The following is a 17,869-nucleotide window of genomic DNA, read 5'->3' as shown; positions in this document are numbered from 1 at the left end:
TCACGCGCGGGTACGGGAACTAAGGTCGGTCACGCCGGACGGGGGCAACCCTGCGGCGTGCTCGAGCACTTCACAGAATGCCTCCACGTGCGGTCCCAACTCCAGGTCGGTGGCAGTCCAGGAGGCCCGCAGTTCGAGCTGGTGTGCCCGCGGCGGGCCGGAGATGTCACCGTAGCGCACCGAGGTGGTGGCGGTGACCGTGCCGCCCAGCGCGGTGACGTGCTCGGCCCGTGATTCCAGGGCATCCACCAGCCAGCTCCAGGCCACCTCGGGCAGTAGCGGGTCGACGGCTTCGCTGGAATCCAGGTCGGCCTGGATGTAGGCGACCAGCCGCATGGTGCCGTCCCACGCTTCGGCCCCCTCGGGGTCGTGCAGCAGGATCAGCCGTCCGAAAGCGTCACCCTCGGAGCGCTCCGGGATGACCGCCGTATCGGGATGTCGGACCTCGGCGCCCAGCGCGTAGCTGTACGGAGCCAGCCGCTGTGGCGGGCGTATCGGACCCAGTTCGATTTCCGGCCGTACGGTGGTGGCGTTCATCGCCGCCACCGCCGTCCGGAACTGGGCCGGTTCGGCAGAGGTCACGGCGTTTGACGCTAGCGGATACTGCCAGGACGGGACGCAGGCGCGCCGAAGTCGGGCCGTCACGAACCGGCAACGGTCCGCGCCTACGGGCACGTGGCACCATAGGAGCCGATGAATACCCGCCGGGAGCTGCCCGATTCCCCCTATCTTGCCGCTGCGAGCGGCCGCACCCCGCACCGCGTGCCGGTGTGGTTCATGCGGCAGGCCGGCCGTTCGTTGCCGGAGTACCGCGCGCTGCGTGCTCAGCACCGCATGCTGGAGGCCTGCTTCGACCCGGAACTGGTCTGCGAGATCACCTTGCAGCCGGTGCGCAGGCACGGCGTCGACGCGGCGATCCTGTTCTCCGACATCGTGGTGCCGCTCAAGGCCGCCGGGATCGGTTTGGACATCGTCCCGGACGTCGGCCCGGTGATCGAGCACCCGATCCGGTCGGTGGCCGATGTCGACGGCATGAAACCGCTCGATCAGGGCCAGGTTTCGCCGGTGACCGAGGCCGTCTCGATGCTGGTGCGCGAGTTGGGCGACGTGCCGCTGATCGGCTTCGCCGGCGCCCCGTTCACCCTTGCCTCCTACCTGGTGGAGGGCGGGCCCAGCCGTCACCACGAACGCACCAAGGCGATGATGCTGGGTGAGCCGGAGACCTGGCACGCCCTGATGACTTCGCTGACCGATCTGACCATCACCTTCCTGCAGGCCCAGGTCGACGCCGGGATCGATGCCCTGCAGGTGTTCGACTCCTGGGCCGGGACGCTGTCGCTGGCCGACTACCGCACCTACGTGCTTCCGCACACCACGCGGGTGTTCTCCACCATGGCCGCAGCGGGCGTGCCGATGACGCATTTCGGCGTCGGCACGGCGGAGTTGCTGGGGGCGATGTCCGAAGCCTTGGGCTCGGCGCCGGCCACCATGGTCGGGGTGGACTGGCGCACCTCACTGGTCGACGCCGCGGCCCGGGTCAAGCCGGGCAGCGCCCTGCAGGGCAATCTCGATCCGGTGGTGCTGCTGGCGGGCTGGCCGGTGGCCGAGGAGGCGGTGCGACGCGTGGTCGAGGACGGGCGCGCGGCGGTGGCGGCCGGGGCGGCCGGTCACGTCTTCAACCTGGGCCACGGTGTGCTGCCGGCGACCGATCCCGGCATCATCACCGAGGCGGTGACGCTGGTGCACTCGCTGTGAGTGCCAGCTATTGCGTTGTCGGCGGCGGTATTTCAGGCCTCGTCGCGGCGTACCGGTTGCGGCTCGCGGCCGGCCCACGGGCTCAGATCACGCTGCTCGACCCGGCTGACCGGCTTGGCGGGGTGCTGCGCACCGAACGGGTCGGTGGGCAGCCGTTCGATGTCGGCGCCGAGGCATTCATCGTCCGCAGGCCCGAGATGCCCGACCTGCTGGCCGAGCTGGGCCTGGCCGGTCGTCAGGTCAGCCCGACCGGCACCCGCCCTCTGATCTACAGCGGTTCCCGGCTGCATCAGCTGCCGCAAGGCACCTTGCAGGGCATTCCCGCTCAGGCGTCATCGCTGCTCGGCCTGGTCGACGACGAGACGGTGGCGCGCATCCACGATGAGCGCGCCCGGCCTCTGCGGTGGACCCATGGCGCCGATCCGTCGGTGGCCGAACTGGTCGGTGACCGGTTCGGCACACAGGTGGTGACGCGGTCCGTCGACCCGTTGCTCACGGGTGTGTACGCGGGATCCTCGGCAACCATCGGTTTGCGCTCGGCGGTGCCGTCGCTGGCAGCTGCGCTGGATCGCGGGGCGCGAAGCCTCACCGAGGCGGTCCGGGAGGCGCTGCCGCCACCGTCGGACGCGCCGGTGTTCGGCGCGGTCGACGGCGGCTACACGGTCCTGCTGGAGGAGCTGCGCCGCCGCGCCGACGTGCGGTGGGCCCAGGTCGCCGCGGTGCGGGTGGACCGCCGTGGACAGGGCTGGTCGGTGCTCGACGACGAGGGCGCGAGTTGGTATTCCGACGCGGTGCTGCTGGCGGTCCAGGCCCCGCACCTGCCGCCGCTGATCGAACACATTGCCCCGCGCACGGCGGCAGCGGCCCGGCGTATCCGGGTGGCCTCGGCCGCGGTGGTGGCCCTGGCGCTGCCGGGTGGCACGCCGTTGCCGCAGCAATCCGGGGTGCTCGTCGCCGCGGGTGAACGGCTCAATGCCAAGGCGATCACGATGTCTTCGCGCAAGTGGGGCCGGCGCGGGAACGTCGAGATGGTGCGGCTGTCTTTCGGTCGCTACGGCGACGATATGGCCCGCAGCACCGGTGACGAGGACCTGCTGGCCTGGTCGGCCCGCGATCTGAACACGCTGTTCGGGGTGACCGTGGATCCGGTGGACAGCCACGTACACCGGTGGATCGACGCGATGCCGCAGTACGGCCCCGGCCACGGTGATCTCGTCGCCGATCTGCGTGCGGGACTGCCGCCGACGCTCGCGGTGGCGGGCGGTTATCTCGACGGGATCGGGGTGCCGGCGTGTGTGGGCACCGCCACCAGGGCGGCAGCGGAACTCGTCCACAGCCGCGTGGCACGATAGGCCTATGGCCAAGCTCGACTACGACGAACTGAACTCCACCATCCGCTACCTGATGTTCTCGGTGTTCGCGGTGAGCCCCGGGGAACTGGGCGAGGAACGCGCCCAGGTGACCGACGAGGCGACCGCGTTCTTCAAGACCGCCGAAGAGCGTGGTGTGGTCGTGCGCGGTCTGTACGACGTGGCCGGTCTGCGGGCCGACGCCGACTTCATGGTCTGGACCCACGCCGACAACATCGAGGCGCTGCAGGCGACCTATTCGGACTTCCGCCGCACCACTGCGCTGGGCCGCATCAGCGACCCGGTGTGGAGCAGCGTGGCGCTGCACCGCCCGGCCGAGTTCAACAAGAGCCACGTCCCGGCCTTCATCGCTGGCGAGGACCCGGGCAACTACATCTGCGTATACCCGTTCGTGCGGTCCTACGAGTGGTACCTGCTGCCCGACGAGGAGCGTCGCCGCATGCTGTCCGAGCACGGCATGGCCGCCCGCGGCTACAAGGACGTGCGGGCCAACACGGTGCCCGCGTTCGCCCTCGGTGACTACGAGTGGATCCTGGCCTTCGAGGCGCCCGAGCTGCATCGCATCGTCGACCTGATGCGCGATCTGCGGGCCACCGACGCCCGTCGCCATACCCGCGAGGAGACGCCGTTCTTCACCGGGCCGCGGGTCAGCGTCGAGGACCTGGTCGCCAAGCTGCCGTAGGTTTTTCCGCGCATCCGGCATTGCGCTTGTCGCGGTCCGACGTTGTCACGCTGGAGTGGCTGTCGCGCTCGACAGTCACGCTGGCGCAGCAAGACCGCGCGCGGTCGCTCACCTTGTCACGTTGGAGTGGCCCTCGGTGTCGACCGCCACTCCAGCGTGACATTGGCGGTGCGATCCGGTTGGCGTGCGGGCGGGCTGAACTGGGCTTTTAGTTAGCGGGTCTACCCTCGCGGACATGACTGTTCCGCAAGAATCCGACCGCTTCGAAGAGATGTATCGCGACGGGCGGACGGCGCACGGACTGCCCGCCGCGACACCATGGGACATCGGTGGGCCGCAGCCGGTCGTGCAGCAGCTCGTCGCGCTGGGCGCTGTCAAGGGTGAGGTGCTCGATCCCGGGACCGGGCCCGGTCACCACGCCATCCACTACGCGTCAAAAGGGTTGTCGGCCACGGGTATCGACGCGTCACCGGCCGCGATCGAGCGGGCCCGGCAGAACGCACGGCAGGCCGGCGTAACAGTGGATTTCCAGGTGGCCGACGCGACCAAACTGGAGGGCCTGGAAGCGCGGTTCGACACTGTCGTCGACACCGCCTTCTACCACGTGTTCACCGATGAGCCCGACCTGCAGAAGTCGTATGCGCGTGCCCTGCACCGGGCCACGAAACCCGGTGCGCGGCTGTACATGTACGAGTTCGGTGAGCACAACGTCAACGGCTTCCGGATGCCACGTTCGATGTCGGCCGAGGATTTCCGCGGGGTGCTTCCGGACGCCGGCTGGGAGATCACCTACCTCGGGACCACCACCTACCAGGGCAACGTCAGCGTCGAGGTCTTCGAGATGATGGCTGCGCGCAACCCCGACATGGCCGACCAGATGACCCCCTTGCTGGAACGGCTGCGGGTCATCGAACCCTGGCTGGTCGACGGTCGGGTGCACATGCCGTTCTGGGAGGTGCACGCCACCCGCGTCGACTGAGGCCGCCCGTCACTCCGGCTGGGGCACCAGCTTCAGCGAGATCGAGTTGATGCAGTAGCGCTGGTCGGTGGGCGTGGGATACCCCTCGCCCTCGAACACGTGCCCGAGGTGGCTGTGGCAGTTGGCGCACAGCACCTCCACACGGCGCATGCCCAGCGAAGTGTCCGACCGCAGGATCACCGCGGCGGAATCGGCCGGATCGAAGAACGACGGCCAGCCGCAATGCGATTCGAACTTCTCGGAGCTGCGGAACAACTCGGCGCCACACGCCCGGCACTCATACACACCTTCGGTCTTGGTGTCGGTGTATTCGCCGGTGAAGGGCCGCTCCGTACCGGCCCGGCGCAGCACCGCGAACTCCTCGGGGCTCAGCTTCTCGCGCCACTCGTCATCGGTCAGTTGCAGCTTGGGACCGTCGGTCGTCATACCCCCAAATTACGTGGTGCCCAGGGGTGCGCGCCAGGTACGGCGGATCGGTACAAGCCATCCGAACCCGTCCGCGCCAGGCTGTTGTCAAGCAGTCATCGAGGTGAGGGGCGAGACATGAGCGACCGGATGCGCATCGTGTGTGCGGGCGACAGCATTACCCGGGGCAAGCTGAGCGCCGACTACATAGCGATGCTCAGGCAGCGACCGGTCGGGGAGAGGGCGGAGTTCGTGCGGGCCGGGGTCAACGGGGATCTGGCGCACAATCTCCTGCAGCGGCTGGACACGGTGATCGCGGCCGACCCGGATGTCGTGACGGTTCTGATCGGGACCAACGACGCCCGGGCCGGGATCTGCACGGAGGCGGCCCGCCGGGCGATCCGGCGTAAGCGGTGTCGCGTATCTGCCGCTGAATGAACGCCAGACCGGGTATCTGATGGGCAGAAAGTCGACTCCCGCAGTCGAATTCGATTCGGGAATGGGGCTGGTGTACCGGTCGGCATTGCGGCATTTTCTGCTCGGTGACTCCTACGGGCGGATCGCGGCGTCGCAGGGCCTGACCCTCACTACCGACCATGTCCACCAGAATCCGCACGGGGCGATGGTGATCGCTGACGTGATCGAGGAGCACGTGGAGATGGTTGTACCGCTGCGCCCGCGGTAGCCTGCGTTATGCGCGGCAACTGGACCACCAGGCCCGGCATGATGGTGGTGGCGGGTTCGTTCGGTGACATCGAGTTGCACCATCATCCGGCGGTGCAACTCGCGGTTGGGATCGGCGGGTCGCTGGCGTTGGTGGCCGGCGACGGTACGGCGCAGCGCTGCTCCATCGCGGCGGTGGCCGGCGGTACCCGGCACGCGATGCGGCCGGACGGGGCGAGCGCGGCCCTGTCGATCTATCTCGGTCCTGAAACCGACACGGCCACAACGCTCAACGCCGCGATCCGGACGCACGGCGGACATCCCGGCCTGTGGGCGATCGATGGCGCCGAACCCCTGGCCGCGGCAGTGGCGGCCGCGGTGCGGGCCGAGGATCTCTCGGGTGCGGCGGACATGGTGGTCGCCGCGATCCTCGCCAGGGCCGATGCCCCCGCCGGGGTGGCGGTGCACCCGCAGGTACGCCAGGCGATCGAACTGGTCACCGCCCGGATACCGAGTCGCACCGATCTCGGGTCGGTCGCCGGCGAGGTGGCGATGTCGGCGGACTATCTGGGCCGGCTCTTCCGCACACAGACCGGCACTTCGTTCGGTGCGACGGCGCGGTGGAGACGACTGCTGGCCGCGTTGGAGCACCTGAGTGCGGGTACCTCGATCACCGACGCGGCGCATCTGGCCGGATTCGCCGACGGTGCCCACGCCACCCGGGTGTGCCGTGAGCTGACCGGTATCGCCCCCAGTGATGTGGCGCGGGCCTTGAGCTGACCCGAAACCGGACGGATCGGTACAAGCGCCGAACGGGTACGGGCGCGATGCTGGAGGCGGTAGCAGTACACCGACTCACACACCGATGACGGGAGCTCACATGCCGGCGATGTCACGAATCGAACGCGCATTCTGCAAGACGGCGCTGTGGCGCGGAGGAACCGGGCAGGCCGTGCTCGGCAGCATCCCGGTCGATCGGCTGGGTCGTGATGTGCTCGAAATCGGCTCGGGCAGTGGCGATATCGCGGCGCGGCTGCGTCAATCCAACCCGGAGCTGGCCATTACCGCCACCGACTACGACCCGGCCATGGTGCGTGCGGCGGCCCGGCGGCTGCGGGCGTTCGGCGATGTGACCGTGCGCGGGGCCGATGCCACCGATCTGCCGTTCGCCGACGACTCGTTCGATTCGGTGGTGAGTTGCCTGATGCTGCACCACATCGTGGAGTGGGAGAAGGCGATCGCCGAGATCGCGCGGGTGCTGCGGCCGGGCGGTGTGTTCACCGGCTACGACCTGACCCGCACTCCGATGGCGACGGCGATCCACCGGCTCGACCGGTCACCGTTCCGGTTGGTCGATCCCGGCGAGCTCGACGAGGTCTGCGGGCGGTACGGCCTGCAGATGCGGACCCAGACCCGGCTGGCGGGTCAGGTCATGCAGTTCACCTCAGACTGATTCGGGTTCCCGGGCCCGGGCCAGCCACGGCGGGTCGATGCCCTCGTCGAGCCTGCCGTCCTGCTTGGCGTCGAGATACCGGAAGAACAGCACGCAGAACACCACCACGAGCATGAGCGACCAGCCGTAGGTGATCTTCATGTATTCGAGGTAGCGCCCGGTGGTGGGCCAGCGCCACAGCAGCCAGCGGTCCATCGTCATGAATCCGTAGACAGCCAGCCAGGCCGGCCAGTTGCGGACCACCGAATTCGGCAGCACCACCGTCATCAGGAACGGGAACAGCATCATCGAGTAGTAGCCCTGGGCCAGTCCCATCACCAGCCACCAGGCGATCAGCAACACGCCGGATGAGGTCAGCATCCAGAACAGTTGGTCGCGCTCGCGGTAGTAGCGGTAGAGCAGCCACAGGCTGATGACCGCCAGCACGGCCGCGGCCAGCCGCAACACCAGGATCAGCCAGATCGGCAGGCCGTAGTAGACGCCGTTGCCTTGGATCGAGGAGTTGAAGTAATCACGGGTCTCGAAGATGTAGGGCACGGTGTTGCGCACGAAGCCCATCGGGTCGGCTGACAGCGGCCAGGCCACCGCATTGAACACCAGAGGTACCCCGAACGCGGTGATCATGGTGCGCCACTGGCGGTTGAGCAACGGCAACAGCAGCAGGGGCGCCAGTGACGGCTTCACCACCAGCGTCAGGCCGATCGCCGCCCCGGCCAACAGTTCGTTGCGGGTGCCGCGCTTGAGGAGGAACCAGAAGAACAGCACCTCGCCCAGCAGCACACAACCGTTGATGTTGGTGAAAACCAGGGTGTTGGTGACTGATTCGGTGCAGAACATGGCCAACAGCAGGGCCGGCAGAGCGACCGAGGTCAGTGAGAATTTGAACAGCCGTACCAGAATGCAGGCGGCGATGATGATCGCCACGGAGTTGATCGCCACGAACCAGAACCGGGACGCGAACTCCGGCAGGAAGCCGAAGGGTGCCAGGAGCAGCGTGCCGCCCGGGGGGTACAGATAGTGCGGGTCGACGTAGCTGAAGTGCTCGTTGTAGATGGCCCAGTTCCGCCGGAAGTTCGACACCGCGCGATACACGGGACCGAAGTCGTCGGTGATGTAGCCGTTGGTGGCCAGCACATAGCTGCGATGGATGATCGACAGGATCGCGAGCGGCCAGAGCACCGAGCGCAGCACCGTGGCGGTGCTCGGCGCGGAGGTGCGGGGACGGAATGCGCTCACGAAACCGGAGATGATGGAATCTGCTGCCGCCACCAGCGAACCTTATACCGACGCCGATCGGGCCCGACGTCAGGCGGGACAGTACGTATCGGTCTCGGGCAGTTTGCCGCTGTCGAGGTAGCCCGTCAGCGGGGGTAGCGCGCACGGGGTGTAGATGCTGGCGCCGTGGCCGATGCCCTGCCACATCACGCGGCGGTTGTTGGCACCGGCGTTGATGATGGTGGCGGCGACGGCCGCAACGCCTTCGTTGCCGACGATCGGGTCGTTGCGCACACCGAGTAGCAGCACCGGAATCTTGAGGTTCTGCGGGTCTTTCGGCGCGGTGCCGCTGGGCCAGTTGAGGCATTTGACGAGGTTCAGCGCGCCGACGGCGCCGAACTGCGGGTAGAGCTTGCCCCAGGCGACCACCAGTTCGCGGACGCGGTCCGGGGTGGGCCGGTTCAGTGCGTCGCTGCAGGAGTTGACGAACTGTCCATCGGTCAGGCGCAGGTTGTTGGCCTGGGTGATCAAGGTCGAGATCGGTCCGGCGTCGCCTGCGCGTGCTGCGGCCAGGGCGCCGGCCAGATTGTTGGTGGCGGCCACCCGGTCGCCTTGTGGGAAGCCCAGTCCGGTGGTGATCGCGTCGGTCAGGGTCGCCACCGAGGCACCGCCGGGTCCGCGCCCGGCGCGGGCGTCGGCGAGCAGGGCATCGACGGCGCCCTTCGGGTCGGGGGCGAGCGGGCAGTTGGTGGCCACGCACTGTGCGGCGAACGCGTCCAGTGCGGCCTGCTGCCCCTTTACCCGCTGTTCGGCCGCGGCCTCGGCACCGACCGCCAGCGGCAGGGGCGAGTCCAGGACCAGCCGCGACACCTTGTTGGGGTGCGAGCCGGCGTAGGCGAGCGCCACCTGCGCCCCGTTGCCGACGCCGAGCAGAGCCAGCGTGGGCACATCCCAGGTGCTGCGCAGCCGTTCCAGATCTTCGGCGGCGTGCGCGTTGTCGTAGGACGAGTCGCCCGGGGCAATCGTGTCGGTGCAACTGGTGGTTGCGGTCATGGTGACCGCACCCAGGTTGGCCACCGGATCGTCGCCGGCCTGGAACTGTGTCTGGTCCTGCATTTCCTGGCGGTCGTAGACGTCGCGGCAATCCAGCGCGCCGGACATGCCGATACCGCGCCGGTCCACGGCGACGATCGGATGAGCCTTGAGGACGTCGGGTCCCGAACGCGCCAACCACGTCGGCAGCTGTATCGAGGTGGGGATGTCGGATCCGGTGGTCATCACCAGGGGACCGGCGTCGGGCGGGGTCTGCGAGGAACGGGCCCGCACCACGCCGATGCTCACGGTGCCGGTGGCCCCGTTGATCGAGTCGAGATCGGCGTCATAGGTGGCACAGTCCAGCGTCACGTCGGGAGCCGGCTGGACGCCGGCCTCGCCGAATACGCGCGGGGTGCAGTCCCGCCAGGACAGGTCGTTCTTGGGCGCGTCGATGCCGGGGGCGCTGGGCGGGCCCGCCGAGGTGGTCACCGGCTGTCCCTGCGGGTGGGCGCCGGAGTCGGTGGCATAGCGCGGATCTGCGGCGAACAGCGGCGAGCAGGCGGTGAGCAGTAATGACAGGACGGGCGCGGCGACCGCCGACCTCCTCATGGCTTTCACCAGCTGATGACGCATGCTGACCACAGTAGCGACAGGGGTTGCACTACCCGCGGACGTAGCGCGTGTACAGGTAGCCCTCGTCGTCGGTGAGTAGGTGCGCGGGCTGCATCCGGGTGTGTGTCTGGCCCGGACCGGTGGCGATGCGCCGGGCCACGCCGCCGACCAGGACCGGCGCCACGGTCAGGCACAACTCGTCGAGCAGGTCGTTTTCGATGAGCATGCTCAGCAGCGCGGGCCCGCCCTCGGTCAGCACGCGGAACAGCTTGCGCTCGGCGAGGATTCGCAATGCCACCGCCGGGTCCACGCGCGCCGGGTCGGCACCGGAGGCATCGAGTACCTCGGCGACCGCACCGAGCCGGTGCCGCGCGTCGGCGACGGTCTTGGTCGTGGTGAGGATCAGTGGCCGCACCTCGGTGCGGGTGAAGAACTTGGCGTTGGGCTCGAGGTCGGCCGAGGCGGTGACGACCGCGATGGGTGGCACCTCGGCCTGCCCGCGACGCTGCCGTTCCTGGCGCTGCGCGACCGTCAGCTGCACGCCGGAGTAGTTCTCGATCCGCACGGTCGCGGCGCCCATCAGGATGACGTCGGCGAGGTGGCGCATGAGATTGAACACAGCCCGGTCACCCGGACCGCCCAGCCCGCCGGACTTGCCGTCCTCGGTTGCACCGCCGTCCAGGCTGCTGATCATGTTGCCGCGCACCCAACATCTCTGCAGGTCATCGGGATATGCGTAGTGCTGGGCCAGCTGTCCGTCGGCGATCTTGTCGACGTTTCCCAGCACGGTCAGGTTTGTCCCGGCGGTGTCATCGGACATGAACTGAATTGGAGCACGTCGCTACGCTGCCCCCATGCACGGGTCCAGCGGCGTCGCTCATCTCGCCGATCGTCATCCCACCGTCACGCCGGAGCGGCTGGTCGCACAGCTGATCCCGCCGCCGACGTTCGCCGACGTCAGCTACGACAGCTACCGCCCGGACCCCGCCGAACCGTCCCAGGCCGCCGCGGTGGATTCCTGCCGCAGTTTCTGCGAGCAGGCCGCGCTTCGGCGGGCGGGCAAGAAGAAGCTGTTCGGTAAGCGCGAGGTTCTGCCCGGGGTCGGGCTGTACCTGGACGGCGGATTCGGTGTCGGCAAGACCCACCTGCTCGCGTCGACCTACTACACGCTTTCCCAAGGCGAAGCACCGACGGCGTTCGCCACGTTCGGTGAGCTCACCCAGCTCGCCGGGGTGTTCGGCTACAACGAGTGCATCGACCTGCTCTCGGAGTATGTGGTGGTGTGCATCGATGAGTTCGAGCTCGACGATCCGGGCAACACCACGCTGATCTCCCGGCTGCTCTCAGCTCTGGTGGAGCGCGGCGTGTCGATCGCGGCCACCTCCAACACCCTGCCCGAGCAGCTGGGCGAGGGCCGATTCGCCGCCCAGGACTTCCTGCGCGAGATCAACACCCTGGCCCAGATCTTCACCACGGTGCGGATCGAGGGTCCCGACTACCGGCATCGCGACCTGCCGCCGGCCCCCGAGCCGCTGTCCGATGACGAGGTGGCGCAGCGCGCCGAGGGTGTCACCGGCGCCACCCTCGACGACTTCGACGTGCTCTGTGCGCATCTGGCGACCATGCACCCGTCGCGCTATCACGCGCTGATCGAAGGTGTGACCGAGGTGTTCATCACCGGGGTGCACCCGATCGAGGACCAGAGCGTGGCGTTGCGACTCGTGGCGCTGACCGACCGGCTCTACGACGCAGGTGTCCCGGTGCTGGCATCCGGGACCAAGCTGGACACCATCTTCAGCCCGGAGATGGTGGCCGGCGGGTTCCGGAAGAAGTACCTTCGGGCCACCTCGCGCCTGCTTGCCCTGACCGCGGCCGCGCAGCAGAAGACCGTCTAGACCGGACGCACCATCACGTAGTCGTTCTCGATGCCGGTCCCGAGCCGGAAGGTCTTGGTGCCGCTGATGGTGAAACCGTTCTTGGCGTAGAAGCGCTGGGCGCGTCGGTTCAGTTGGTTGACTCCCAGCCACACACAGCCGACTCCGGATGCGGCCGCGCTGTCCAGGGCGGCGGACATCAGGGCCTGGGCCACCCCGCCGCCGTGCCGACCGGGCAGCACATAGATCTTCGACAGCTCCAGCGCGGGCCGTAGCGTCACCGCGCGCTGGACATCGTCGTCGTCGGAAACGCCGTGAATCAGCATGGCGTAACCCGTGATCGAGTCCTCCCGCGCCACCAGCACGATCCGGTTCGGATCGGTGAGGTACTCGCCGAAGCGTTCCTCGGAGAGCGTTTCGGCGATGAACGCGGCGATGTTGTCCGGGGTTACCGACGGGGGACAGGCCAACGGGAAAGTGGCGGCCGCGACCGCGGCGAGTTCGGGAAGATCAGCCGCCGTGGCGAGGCTGATCAAGGCAGGGGCGCGCCCGGCTGCCACAGATTCCACTGCGCCAGGTGCTTGCCCGACTTGGTGTCGGTCAGCACCACGTTGGTGACCAGTGCGCGGTAGACATCCCAGTAGACGTCGCCGTTCACGGTGGCTCCCGGGGGCGCGTTGCGCAGCGCCTCTTCGAGCCGGTTGGGTGCATCGGTGTGCTTGGGCGCGTAGGCGTCGGCGTAGGGGGTGACACCGTTGAACGTGAACGCCAGCGCCATCGCGTAGGCGTTGGGTGCGGCGATGGTGGTCACCGTGATCGGCACCCGCCACGGGCCGCCCTGGGCGCGCCAGCGCGGGGAGCCGTTCCAGCCCCAGCCCGGCGGAACGTCGCTGGCGAGTACGTCGTGCACGGTGACGTCGGCGACGATGCCGTTGGCGGTCTGGACCCGCAGCGTCTGGCCGATGTTGCCGATCGGGGTGCCTTCGGCCGAGGCCGCCGGCGGGGCCACGAGGGCGGTAACCGACACCACCATGGCCGTGAACAAGAGCGCAAACCAGCGAGGCATGCCAGGCATGATCGCACAGAGTGAAACGTGTTACAGCCGGATGGGTCAGGACACCCAGGGCCCGACGCCGCCCACCTTGTCGATCCGGATGCGGGTCAGCCATCCGGGCGGCGCGTCCTTCGGCGGGAAGGGCGCGCCGGGAGCGGCCAGGGTCTGCGCCAGATCCTTGAGCAGCTCCGGTGCACCGCCTTCGACGATGCGTGCGGTGCCGTTGATCGCCAGGTACGGCCGCATCACCTCGCCGACCCGGCCCGGGTCGACGATCGTCACCGCGACCCGGGGGTCGCGGCGGACGTTGCGCACCTTCTTGTGCTCGGACAGATGTGCGGTGACGAGTTCGTCGCCGTCTGGGGTGGACTGCAACGCCACCCAAACGAGCGTGACCTGTGGGCTGCCGTCCGGGTTCAGTGTGACGAGAGTGGCGTCGGCCCCCGCGCCGATCAGTTCGCGTGCGGCCTCGTTGAGTTTCACGGTTGGTTCTACGGATGCGCGGCCGTTTTCATTCCCGGATCATTCCGCTTCGGTGTCCTCGGCCTTGTTGACGAACGGCGCCAGCGCGGCGGCCAGATCGGTCTCGAACCGTTGCGGGTCGGCACCGAGGCGGTGCAGTGGCCCGTCCTCGTCTTCGGCCTCGGCCAGGGCGAGCAGGATGTGCTCGGTGCCGATGTAGTTGTGGCCCAGCCGAAGTGCTTGGCGGAAGGTCAGTTCCAGCGCTTTCTTGGCGCCCCCGTTGAACGGGATCAGTGCCGGGACCTCACCGGCGGGCGGCGGCAGGGTGATGGCGGCACGGGCGGCATCGGCGGTGATGCCTTGATTCTCAAGGAGTTTGGCGGCGAGTCCGTCGGGTTCGGCGAACAGCGCCAGCAACAGGTGCTCGGGGGTGATCTCGGCGTTGCCGGCCGCGTGCGCGGTGTTCTGGGAGGCCACGACCACGTTGCGCGCCCGCGGGGTGAACCGGCCGAATCCGGCGTTCGGGTCGAGGGCGGCCGGATCGAAATCGGGAACCTTTGGCATGAACCGCTTCTGGGCTGCCTGCTTGGTGACGCCCATGGCCTTGCCGATGTCGGTCCAGGAGGCACCCGAGCGCCGCGCCTGGTCGACGAAATGCCCGATGAGATGGTCGGCGATGTCGCCGAGGGCGTCCGCGGCGATCATCGCGTCGATCAACTGCTCGAGAGGTTCGGTGTGCGCCTTCTTGATCGCGCCGATGAGGTCGTCGAGACGGACGGGGTTGGTGAGGGCGACGGGCTTGGTCATGCGTCAACTCTAGGTTGACGACGATGGATCGTCAACCAAAAGTTGACGGCGGGGTCTGTCTGGTGGCGCGGTGCCTGGACGTCGACCCGCGCGGATCGGGCAAGATAGCGCCGGTGAATCTCGAAGAGCGCGTGCTGAACCTGTTGCGGCCCGTGCTGCGGCCGGTGATGCGGGTGCTGTCGCTGCGCACCATCGTCATCGTCGCTGCGCTGTCGGTGGTGGTCACGGTCATCACGCTGGGGACCTGGGTGTGGATCGGCGTGACCAACGACCAGTACAGCCAGCTGGACCGGCGCCTGGATTCGTTGAGCAGCCTCGGTGACGTGAGCACGCTGCTCACTGCCACCAAGCAGGGCTCGGCCGACAAGGCCATGCCCGACGACGGCGGACTGGTCCGCACCGCGCACATCGGCGGCGTCAGTGTCTCGGTCCCCAGTGACATCGTCCTGCCACGACTGGAGAACGGCTACGCCAACACCACCATCGACGGGGTCGAGTACCGCGTGCGCACGTTCACCGCGGGACCGGCCTCCATCGCTTTGGGTGCGCCGCTGGCCGAGACGCAGCGCCGGATCGACGAGCTGCACCTGCGGGTGCTGTTGATCTGTGGCGGCGTCATCGGCAGCACCATCGTGGTGGGCTGGATGATCTCACTGGTGATGATCACCCCGTTCCGCCTGCTGGCCCAGCAGGCCCGCGCCATCAACGCCCAGTCCAAGCCGGACGAGGTGCAGGTGCGTGGTGTGCGTGAGGCCGTGCAGATAGCCGAGGCGGTCGAGGGCATGCTGGCGCGCATCGGCAACGAGCAGGAGCGCACCAAGGCTGCGCTGGAGTCGGCCCGCGATTTCGCCGCGGTGGCCTCCCATGAGCTGCGCACCCCGCTGACGGCGATGCGGACCAACCTGGAAGTGCTGTCCACCCTGGACATGACCGCCGAGCAGCGTGACGAGGTGATCGGGGACGTGCTGCGCACGCAGAGCCGCATCGAGGGCACCCTGACCGCCCTGGAACGGTTGGCGCAGGGGGAGTTGACGACGGTCGAGGACTTTGTGCCGATGGATGTCACCGAGCTGCTCGATCGCGCGGCGCACGACGCGTTGCGAACGTACCCGGGCCTGCGGGCCACCCTGATGCCCTCGCCGACGGTGTTGATGCTTGGCATGCCCGCGGGTCTACGCCTGGTGATCGACAACGCCATCGCCAACGCCGTCAAACACGGCGGCGCCACCGAAATCCGGCTCAGCGCAGTCAGTTCGGCTGACGACGTGCAGATCGTGGTCGACGACAACGGCTCCGGGGTGCCCGAGGCGGAACGGGCCGACGTGTTCGAGCGGTTCGCCCGCGGCTCCACCGCGTCGCGTTCGGGGTCCGGCCTGGGCCTGGCCCTGGTCGCCCAGCAGGCCGAGTTGCACGGTGGCACAGCAGCTTTGCTGGAGAGTCCGCTCGGCGGTGCGCGGTTGTTGCTACGGCTGCCGCTGACCCGGGCGCGCATGGACGACGCGCCGTTCTAGGTTCAGGGATCGCTCAGCAGTCCTGGGCCGGTGCCCGGGCCAGGATTTCGTCGAGGAAGCCCGCGGCCTCGCGGCCGGCGCGCTCCACATCACCCGCGGCGATGGCCTCGACCAACTCGTCATGGGGAAACATGCCGCCCGGGCGGGCGCTGGTGGTCGCGACGCTGGCGGTGATCGCTTCGAGCAGTCCGCGGTAGATCTCGATGAGAACCGGATTGTGGGATGCCCGCACGACGGCCAGATGGAACTCGGTGTCGGAGTGGGTGAACTGCGCGTGGTCGGTGGTGTCGGTATGTGCCAGCAGGGCGCGCAGCTCGGCGATGTCGTCTTCGGTGCGTGCGGTGGCGGCCAGGCGGGCGCCCTCCACCTCGAGACAGCGCCGGACCTGCAGCACGTCGCGCAGTTCGGATCCGCAGAGCCGGCGCAGTGCGGCCGATACCTCGCTGGTGGCGCGCACGTAGGTGCCGTCGCCCTGGCGTACCTCGAAGATGCCGTTGTGTGCCAATGCCCGGACGGCCTCGCGCACCGTGTTGCGCCCGACGCCCAGCGCCTCGACCAGTTCGGGCTCGGTGGGGATCCGGCTGTCGACCGGCCATTCGCCAGAGGTGACCAGGGTGCGCAGTTGCTCGATGACCTGGTCTACCAGGCCCGTGCGTCGCGTTGTGGCGAGCGGCAACTCTTCCGTCCTCTCATTAGTCCTTTCATCCAATCATGGGATGTATGGCATCATAGCCGGGTGAGTAGGACCCTGCGCAATGAATCCCCGAACGGTTACGAGCACGATCTGGAGCTCGAGCTGGACGGTGCCGTAGAGGTCCGTCCCGGCACGATGGCGGCCGGCGGAGCCCTGCTGGTCGTGGCGGTGATCCTGACCGCGCTGAACCTGCGCCCCGCGATCACCAGCATCGGACCGGTCCTCGGGGAGATGCGTGAATCGCTCGGCGCCTCGGCGGTCTGGGCCGGCGTGCTGACCACGCTGCCGGGACTGTGTTTCGCGGCAGCCGGACTGACCGCACCGTGGCTGGCCCGCCGGATCGGGTTGGGGCGGGCGATCTCGGTCGCCCTGGTGATCCTCAGCATCGGCCTGGTCGTCCGGGTGCTGGACGGCCCCTATGTCGTGATCGGCGGCACCCTGGTGGCCACCGGCGGTATCGCGCTGGTCAACGTGCTCATCCCGGTCGTGATCAAGGGATCGTTCCCGGCCCAGATCGGTCTGATGACCGGTATCTACACCGCGGCCCTGCAGGGCGGCGGGGCGCTGGGATCTGCGGTCACCCCGCCGTTGGAACCCCTGCTCGGCGGCTGGCGGGGGGCGCTGGGCTCTTGGGCCTTCGTGGCTGTCGTCGCGCTGCTGTTCTGGTTGGTGGGCGCCCGCGGCATCAGCGGGGCCCGCACCGAGAAGGCTGCCTCGGGTACGTCCACACGGTCTCTGTTGCGCAGCCCGCTGGCCTGGACCATCACCTTGTTCTTCGGCTGCCAGTCGTTCCTGGCCTACGTCGTGATGGGCTGGTTGCCCGAGGTGTTCATCGACAACGGGGTCAGCAAGACCGATGCCGGGCTGCTGCTGGGACTGGTGTCGATCCTGGCCGTCCCGATCAGCCTGATCGTGCCGCCGCTGGCCGCCAAGCAGAAGAACCAGAGCGGGTGGATCGTCGGCCTCGGTGTGATCGGGATGGTCGGCATGATCGGCCTGCTCGTCGATCCGGGCGCGGCACCGCTGCTGTGGAGCTTCTTCGTCGGCATCGGGATGAGCGTGTTCTCGTTGGCGCTCACGGTGATCGCGCTGCGCGCCCGCAATGCCGAGGACACCGCGCGGCTCTCCGGAATGGCACAGGGCTTCGGCTACCTGCTGGCCGGTGTGGGTCCGTTCACGTTCGGGTTGCTCCACGACATGACCGCGGGCTGGACCGCACCGTTTGTCATGGTGCTGGTGGTCTACCTGGTGCAGATGGTGGCCGGTGCGCTGGCCGGCCGTAACCGCTACGTCTGAGT

At 68.4% G+C, this 17,869-nt stretch carries 21 protein-coding genes; 11 read left to right on the top strand and 10 right to left on the bottom strand.

The genetic code is table 11. The annotated features are described in order from the left end of the window. On the bottom strand, positions 1 to 537 hold the full coding sequence (locus ACNQR1_RS24105) for a DUF3000 domain-containing protein (protein WP_418050478.1): 537 nt from the start codon (positions 535 to 537) through the stop codon (positions 1 to 3). A gap of 156 nt (positions 538 to 693) precedes the next feature. Here ACNQR1_RS24105 and hemE point away from each other — a divergent pair, with 156 nt between their 5' ends. The 4 genes from hemE to ACNQR1_RS24085 all read left to right on the top strand — a co-directional run bounded on the left by hemE (position 694) and on the right by ACNQR1_RS24085 (position 4,786). Further along, a complete protein-coding gene (hemE, locus tag ACNQR1_RS24100; RefSeq protein WP_418048199.1) occupies positions 694 to 1,755 on the top strand; it encodes a uroporphyrinogen decarboxylase in 1,062 nt (353 codons plus the stop codon). Then, positions 1,752 to 3,107 (top strand): protoporphyrinogen oxidase, encoded by a 1,356-nt coding sequence (locus tag ACNQR1_RS24095; RefSeq protein WP_418048198.1) that lies wholly within the window; start codon positions 1,752 to 1,754, stop codon positions 3,105 to 3,107. Before hemE ends, ACNQR1_RS24095 begins: the two co-directional genes overlap by 4 nt. A 4-nt stretch (positions 3,108 to 3,111) precedes the next feature. Further along, complete coding sequence (gene hemQ, locus ACNQR1_RS24090; protein WP_418048197.1) at positions 3,112 to 3,807, top strand: hydrogen peroxide-dependent heme synthase; 696 nt, start codon at positions 3,112 to 3,114, stop codon at positions 3,805 to 3,807. Between the two features lie 235 nt (positions 3,808 to 4,042). Continuing rightward, positions 4,043 to 4,786 (top strand): class I SAM-dependent methyltransferase, encoded by a 744-nt coding sequence (locus tag ACNQR1_RS24085; RefSeq protein WP_418048196.1) that lies wholly within the window; start codon positions 4,043 to 4,045, stop codon positions 4,784 to 4,786. Positions 4,787 to 4,795: 9 nt separating this feature from the next. Here ACNQR1_RS24085 and msrB read toward each other — a convergent pair whose 3' ends face one another. After that, positions 4,796 to 5,212, bottom strand: a complete 417-nt coding sequence (gene msrB, locus ACNQR1_RS24080; RefSeq protein WP_418048195.1) for a peptide-methionine (R)-S-oxide reductase MsrB — start codon at positions 5,210 to 5,212, stop codon at positions 4,796 to 4,798. A gap of 117 nt (positions 5,213 to 5,329) precedes the next feature. On the opposite strand from msrB, the gene ACNQR1_RS24075 reads away from it, so the two are divergent. The 4 genes from ACNQR1_RS24075 to ACNQR1_RS24060 all read left to right on the top strand — a co-directional run bounded on the left by ACNQR1_RS24075 (position 5,330) and on the right by ACNQR1_RS24060 (position 7,307). Then, positions 5,330 to 5,629 (top strand): SGNH/GDSL hydrolase family protein, encoded by a 300-nt coding sequence (locus tag ACNQR1_RS24075; protein ID WP_418048194.1) that lies wholly within the window; start codon positions 5,330 to 5,332, stop codon positions 5,627 to 5,629. A gap of 19 nt (positions 5,630 to 5,648) precedes the next feature. Continuing rightward, positions 5,649 to 5,876 (top strand): hypothetical protein, encoded by a 228-nt coding sequence (locus tag ACNQR1_RS24070; protein ID WP_418048193.1) that lies wholly within the window; start codon positions 5,649 to 5,651, stop codon positions 5,874 to 5,876. Between the two features lie 8 nt (positions 5,877 to 5,884). Further along, the gene (locus ACNQR1_RS24065) at positions 5,885 to 6,634 is read left to right on the top strand and encodes a helix-turn-helix transcriptional regulator (protein WP_418048192.1); all 750 of its coding nucleotides are present in this window, start codon (positions 5,885 to 5,887) and stop codon (positions 6,632 to 6,634) included. A 109-nt stretch (positions 6,635 to 6,743) separates the two neighbouring features. Beyond that, positions 6,744 to 7,307, top strand: coding sequence for a class I SAM-dependent methyltransferase (locus tag ACNQR1_RS24060; RefSeq protein ID WP_418048191.1), 564 nt, complete (start codon positions 6,744 to 6,746; stop codon positions 7,305 to 7,307). Here ACNQR1_RS24060 and aftC read toward each other — a convergent pair. Genes aftC through ACNQR1_RS24045 form a run of 3 tightly spaced genes read right to left on the bottom strand, consistent with a single transcriptional unit; the run spans position 7,299 to position 10,989 of the window. Continuing rightward, positions 7,299 to 8,576: an arabinofuranan 3-O-arabinosyltransferase gene (gene aftC / locus ACNQR1_RS24055; RefSeq protein WP_418048190.1), complete on the bottom strand. Its 1,278-nt coding sequence runs from the start codon at positions 8,574 to 8,576 to the stop codon at positions 7,299 to 7,301. The genes ACNQR1_RS24060 and aftC overlap by 9 nt on opposite strands. A 36-nt stretch (positions 8,577 to 8,612) precedes the next feature. Further along, positions 8,613 to 10,190, bottom strand: a complete 1,578-nt coding sequence (locus ACNQR1_RS24050; protein WP_418048189.1) for an alpha/beta hydrolase — start codon at positions 10,188 to 10,190, stop codon at positions 8,613 to 8,615. Between the two features lie 28 nt (positions 10,191 to 10,218). After that, complete coding sequence (locus ACNQR1_RS24045) at positions 10,219 to 10,989, bottom strand: pyrimidine reductase family protein (protein ID WP_418048188.1); 771 nt, start codon at positions 10,987 to 10,989, stop codon at positions 10,219 to 10,221. Between the two features lie 34 nt (positions 10,990 to 11,023). On the opposite strand from ACNQR1_RS24045, the gene zapE reads away from it, so the two are divergent. Then, entirely contained in the window at positions 11,024 to 12,064 is a 1,041-nt protein-coding gene (gene zapE / locus ACNQR1_RS24040) for a cell division protein ZapE (protein WP_418048187.1), read from the top strand. Here zapE and ACNQR1_RS24035 read toward each other — a convergent pair. Genes ACNQR1_RS24035 through ACNQR1_RS24020 form a run of 4 tightly spaced genes read right to left on the bottom strand, consistent with a single transcriptional unit; the run spans position 12,061 to position 14,366 of the window. Next, positions 12,061 to 12,612, bottom strand: a complete 552-nt coding sequence (locus ACNQR1_RS24035; RefSeq protein WP_418048186.1) for a GNAT family N-acetyltransferase — start codon at positions 12,610 to 12,612, stop codon at positions 12,061 to 12,063. The two genes, zapE and ACNQR1_RS24035, sit on opposite strands and share 4 nt — an antisense overlap. Further along, positions 12,576 to 13,109 (bottom strand): hypothetical protein, encoded by a 534-nt coding sequence (locus ACNQR1_RS24030; protein ID WP_418048185.1) that lies wholly within the window; start codon positions 13,107 to 13,109, stop codon positions 12,576 to 12,578. The genes ACNQR1_RS24035 and ACNQR1_RS24030 overlap by 37 nt, the downstream gene beginning before the upstream one ends. Positions 13,110 to 13,154: 45 nt before the next feature. Then, positions 13,155 to 13,580, bottom strand: a complete 426-nt coding sequence (locus ACNQR1_RS24025) for a PPOX class F420-dependent oxidoreductase (RefSeq protein WP_418048184.1) — start codon at positions 13,578 to 13,580, stop codon at positions 13,155 to 13,157. 39 nt (positions 13,581 to 13,619) lie between these two features. Further along, complete coding sequence (locus ACNQR1_RS24020; RefSeq protein WP_418048183.1) at positions 13,620 to 14,366, bottom strand: Clp protease N-terminal domain-containing protein; 747 nt, start codon at positions 14,364 to 14,366, stop codon at positions 13,620 to 13,622. A gap of 167 nt (positions 14,367 to 14,533) precedes the next feature. Here ACNQR1_RS24020 and ACNQR1_RS24015 point away from each other — a divergent pair, with 167 nt between their 5' ends. Further along, positions 14,534 to 15,877, top strand: coding sequence for a sensor histidine kinase (locus ACNQR1_RS24015; RefSeq protein ID WP_418050477.1), 1,344 nt, complete (start codon positions 14,534 to 14,536; stop codon positions 15,875 to 15,877). A gap of 13 nt (positions 15,878 to 15,890) precedes the next feature. Here the strand turns inward: ACNQR1_RS24015 and ACNQR1_RS24010 are convergent, their stop codons facing one another. After that, positions 15,891 to 16,553, bottom strand: a complete 663-nt coding sequence (locus ACNQR1_RS24010; protein ID WP_418048182.1) for a FadR/GntR family transcriptional regulator — start codon at positions 16,551 to 16,553, stop codon at positions 15,891 to 15,893. Between the two features lie 153 nt (positions 16,554 to 16,706). On the opposite strand from ACNQR1_RS24010, the gene ACNQR1_RS24005 reads away from it, so the two are divergent. Beyond that, positions 16,707 to 17,867 (top strand): CynX/NimT family MFS transporter, encoded by a 1,161-nt coding sequence (locus tag ACNQR1_RS24005; RefSeq protein ID WP_418050476.1) that lies wholly within the window; start codon positions 16,707 to 16,709, stop codon positions 17,865 to 17,867. Positions 17,868 to 17,869: the final 2 nt, after the last annotated feature.

Origin of the sequence: Mycobacterium sp. 48b (assembly GCF_048282725.1) — a bacterium.
Lineage (GTDB): Bacteria > Actinomycetota > Actinomycetes > Mycobacteriales > Mycobacteriaceae > Mycobacterium.
Note: the sequence above shows the minus strand (reverse complement) of the source record. Positions and strands in the feature narration are given on the sequence as shown.